Source organism: Methylobacterium sp. E-046, assembly GCF_022829625.1.
In the GTDB taxonomy this organism is placed as follows: domain Bacteria; phylum Pseudomonadota; class Alphaproteobacteria; order Rhizobiales; family Beijerinckiaceae; genus Methylobacterium; species Methylobacterium longum.
This window is the reverse complement of sequence record NZ_JAKSYP010000264.1, coordinates 1-2456: the sequence shown is the minus strand read 5'-3', so window position 1 is coordinate 2456 and position 2456 is coordinate 1. Positions and strand designations below refer to the sequence as shown.

The 2456-nt window shown below is 64.3% G+C and carries 6 protein-coding genes; 2 read left to right on the top strand and 4 right to left on the bottom strand.

Annotated features, from left to right (window positions below; all coding sequences use genetic code 11):
- Positions 1–136 precede the first annotated feature (136 nt).
- Positions 137–493: a hypothetical protein gene (locus MKK82_RS28760; RefSeq protein WP_243987621.1), complete on the bottom strand. Its 357-nt coding sequence runs from the start codon at positions 491–493 to the stop codon at positions 137–139.
- Between the two features lie 111 nt (positions 494–604).
- Positions 605–865: a hypothetical protein gene (locus MKK82_RS28755; RefSeq protein WP_243987619.1), complete on the bottom strand. Its 261-nt coding sequence runs from the start codon at positions 863–865 to the stop codon at positions 605–607.
- Positions 866–1063: 198 nt separating this feature from the next.
- Here MKK82_RS28755 and MKK82_RS28750 point away from each other — a divergent pair, with 198 nt between their 5' ends.
- Both MKK82_RS28750 and MKK82_RS28745 read left to right on the top strand, forming a co-directional pair.
- On the top strand, positions 1064–1408 hold the full coding sequence (locus MKK82_RS28750; protein ID WP_243987617.1) for a hypothetical protein: 345 nt from the start codon (positions 1064–1066) through the stop codon (positions 1406–1408).
- 151 nt (positions 1409–1559) lie between these two features.
- Positions 1560–1739 (top strand): DUF2934 domain-containing protein, encoded by a 180-nt coding sequence (locus MKK82_RS28745; protein WP_243987615.1) that lies wholly within the window; start codon positions 1560–1562, stop codon positions 1737–1739.
- A gap of 43 nt (positions 1740–1782) precedes the next feature.
- Here MKK82_RS28745 and MKK82_RS28740 read toward each other — a convergent pair whose 3' ends face one another.
- Both MKK82_RS28740 and MKK82_RS28735 read right to left on the bottom strand, forming a co-directional pair.
- On the bottom strand, positions 1783–2025 hold the full coding sequence (locus MKK82_RS28740) for a hypothetical protein (RefSeq protein WP_243987613.1): 243 nt from the start codon (positions 2023–2025) through the stop codon (positions 1783–1785).
- Between the two features lie 76 nt (positions 2026–2101).
- Positions 2102–2456, bottom strand: a 355-nt coding sequence (locus MKK82_RS28735; RefSeq protein ID WP_243987611.1) for a methyl-accepting chemotaxis protein, incomplete at its 5' end; no start/stop codon positions are given.

Sequence of the window (2456 nt, the reverse complement as noted above, 5' to 3'; positions counted from 1 at the left end):
CCAGCATTCCGAGAAGCCGCTGAGCAAGCTAGCCCAGGACGCGACCGGCGACGCCGGTGCGGATCTGCTCGACTGGCTGCTAGACGGCGGGGAGGATGCTGGTAATAGTGACTGTGGCGATTGAGCTGCCTACGGCTCAGTTCTTGAAGATCCGGACCTCGCCCCCCGAGAGCGCCTCGCGCTGAGCGGTGCACCACTGCTGCTCCCCGACCTCTTTCACCTCAGCGTAGCGCCGCGCCAGTTCGTCCTTGAAGGCGGTGTTCGCCTGTTCCTGACCGAGCACCTTTGTGGCCACGTCGCGCGCGGTCTGTGAGATCCGGAGCGCGGTCGTACCGTCGATCGCGTAGTGCTTGCCGCAGAACGTGATGATGGCCGACTGCGCGCTGGAGGCCCGGAGCAAGGCCAGAGCCTGCTCCTCCTGGGTCTGTGCGCGAGCGGGTGCGGCGTGCGCACTGACGGCAAGGGCGACAGCAACGAGGGCTAGGTAGGGCACGGCGGGTCTCTCTTGGCTACTACTCGTACAGCGCAGTAACGAGCGGCGGCAAGATCTGAAAACAGCGTACCGAAGGAGGCTTGAGAACAGCTCTATGTCTCGAACCCCGGATCAGGTCGGCGTGTAGTCTGCACCCATGTCGGGATCGATACCGGAACCGTCGAGCTTCTGAAGTGCGTGTTGAAGTGCTGCTCGGGCGAATGCGATATCGACCGGGTCGGTCGGTACCACCATCACGGCATCCACCTCTGGCGGAACGATGGGGATCGCGATGAGCGTAGAGCCGTCCCGATCGGTTATCGTGACGACGATGGTTTGCTCGGTGCCGCGGCCTGGAGCGCGACCCTTCGGGAAGGTGACGATGGTACCCATCCCATGAGCGTAATCGGGCAACTCGGCCCACGCCATCACAAGACGGTAGCTCGTGTGAGCTGCCGGTTTGAGGGTCCATCGCGAAGGACGGTGACGGAAAGCGCTATGTCGTGGCGTCATGTGGGTGGACGGTATGGCGAACGAGGAAACACGGGCCCAGCACGAAACGATTTCGGCGGCGCGTCCGTTGAGGGCGCCATGGCAGGCATTGCAGTCTCGATCGCCACGCCTCAGGGCGCACGGTTCCTCGCATCGTCCTCGGCGCGCGAGGCGGCGCTGAAGGCCGAGTCCGTCATCGCGACCATTGCATGGACATCTCTCCCAGTGTCGGTCTCGGTCGAGTGCGCCAATCCCGACATGGCCGATCGCCTGATGAACTACCTTGCTGACGTGCAGATGGAGCGCCTTTTAGCTGAGGTCGCCTGGGCCTACCCGGGACACGCGTCAAACCCGACCGGGTCTGTTAAAGAAGCGCTCTCGCCCACAAGCGCATCCGAGGTGTTCGCGACGCCCACGATGCGACGATGGGTGAGCGCGCGGTGACAGGTACGGGTTGAGCCAGTTCCTCAACCCATACCCGTGACGCCTCGGCCGGGTGGCCGCGCGAGGGTCGGCATGGCGAGGAACAGGAACCGCACGCGCCGGCTCATGGCCTCCCAGTTGTGTTCCAATCGTCGATACGGAAGCGCACGCCATGGAACCAGCCGAGGTGCCTTCGTCCTATGCGATCCGTGAACGCGCCTACGACCTATGGGACCGTCATCATCGTCCCGATGGCTACGATCTGCAGTTCTGGCTCATGGCCGAGCGCGAGCTGAGGGCCGAGCAGCGAGCGTCGCAGGACGGAAATCAGGTCGAGGGTCCTGATGAATGAGGGCATCGTTCCTCTCCGCAGGAGAGGTCAGAAGCAAGCCGCGCTAAATCGGGTCGATGTCGCTGCAGTGGAGCTGCTTGCTAGCGGCCAAGCGACGTGCCTGCAGGCGGCACGGGCTGAGGTGATCCTCGCGGATATGCGAGAGCAGCGGGATCAAATGACGGCGGTGCTCGCCGATCTGCGTAGCCGCGAGCCGACCGCTGACCCTCAGTTCGACGCAGCCCATGCCAATCTCATCACGGCGATCAACGATGGCATCGTGCAGATCGACGTGTTCATTGCCCATGGTCGCGTCTTCTTGTCGGAAGCCGCTCAATCGGGAGCAAACCAGCCCGAGCGTCGGAACGGGTACCGACAAATGCCTAGTGCCGATAGCGTTCGGCGAGCGCCATGAGCGCCTGTGACAGCTCCGTGAGGTTGGCCGAGGCCGCCTCGACCTGGCGCGTGCCGGCCGCCGTCTGCTGGCTGGCCTGCCGGATGTTCTGCAAGGCACCCATCACCTGCTCGATGCCCATCTGCTGCTGGTTGGTCGAGGCGATGATCTGCTGGAAGACCTGCGCCCCCTCCTCGACCTTGGCGGTGATCTCCTCGATCGTGCGCTGCGTCGTGTCCGAGCGCGTCTTGCCCGCCGCCGCCCGCTTCACCGCCTCCTCGGTCAGCATCACCGACGTGTTGATCCCCCGCTGGATCTCCCCCAGCAGGCCCCGGACCTGACCC

Bases quoted from the DNA above. Each gene is read 5' to 3' on its own strand.
- MKK82_RS28755 (WP_243987619.1), bottom strand. From the start codon at position 865: ATGGGTACCATCGTCACCTTCCCGAAGGGTCGCGCTCCAGGCCGCGGC.
- MKK82_RS28750 (WP_243987617.1), top strand. From the start codon at position 1,064: ATGGCAGGCATTGCAGTCTCGATCGCCACGCCTCAGGGCGCACGGTTC.
- MKK82_RS28745 (WP_243987615.1), top strand. From the start codon at position 1,560: ATGGAACCAGCCGAGGTGCCTTCGTCCTATGCGATCCGTGAACGCGCC.
- MKK82_RS28740 (WP_243987613.1), bottom strand. From the start codon at position 2,025: ATGGGCAATGAACACGTCGATCTGCACGATGCCATCGTTGATCGCCGT.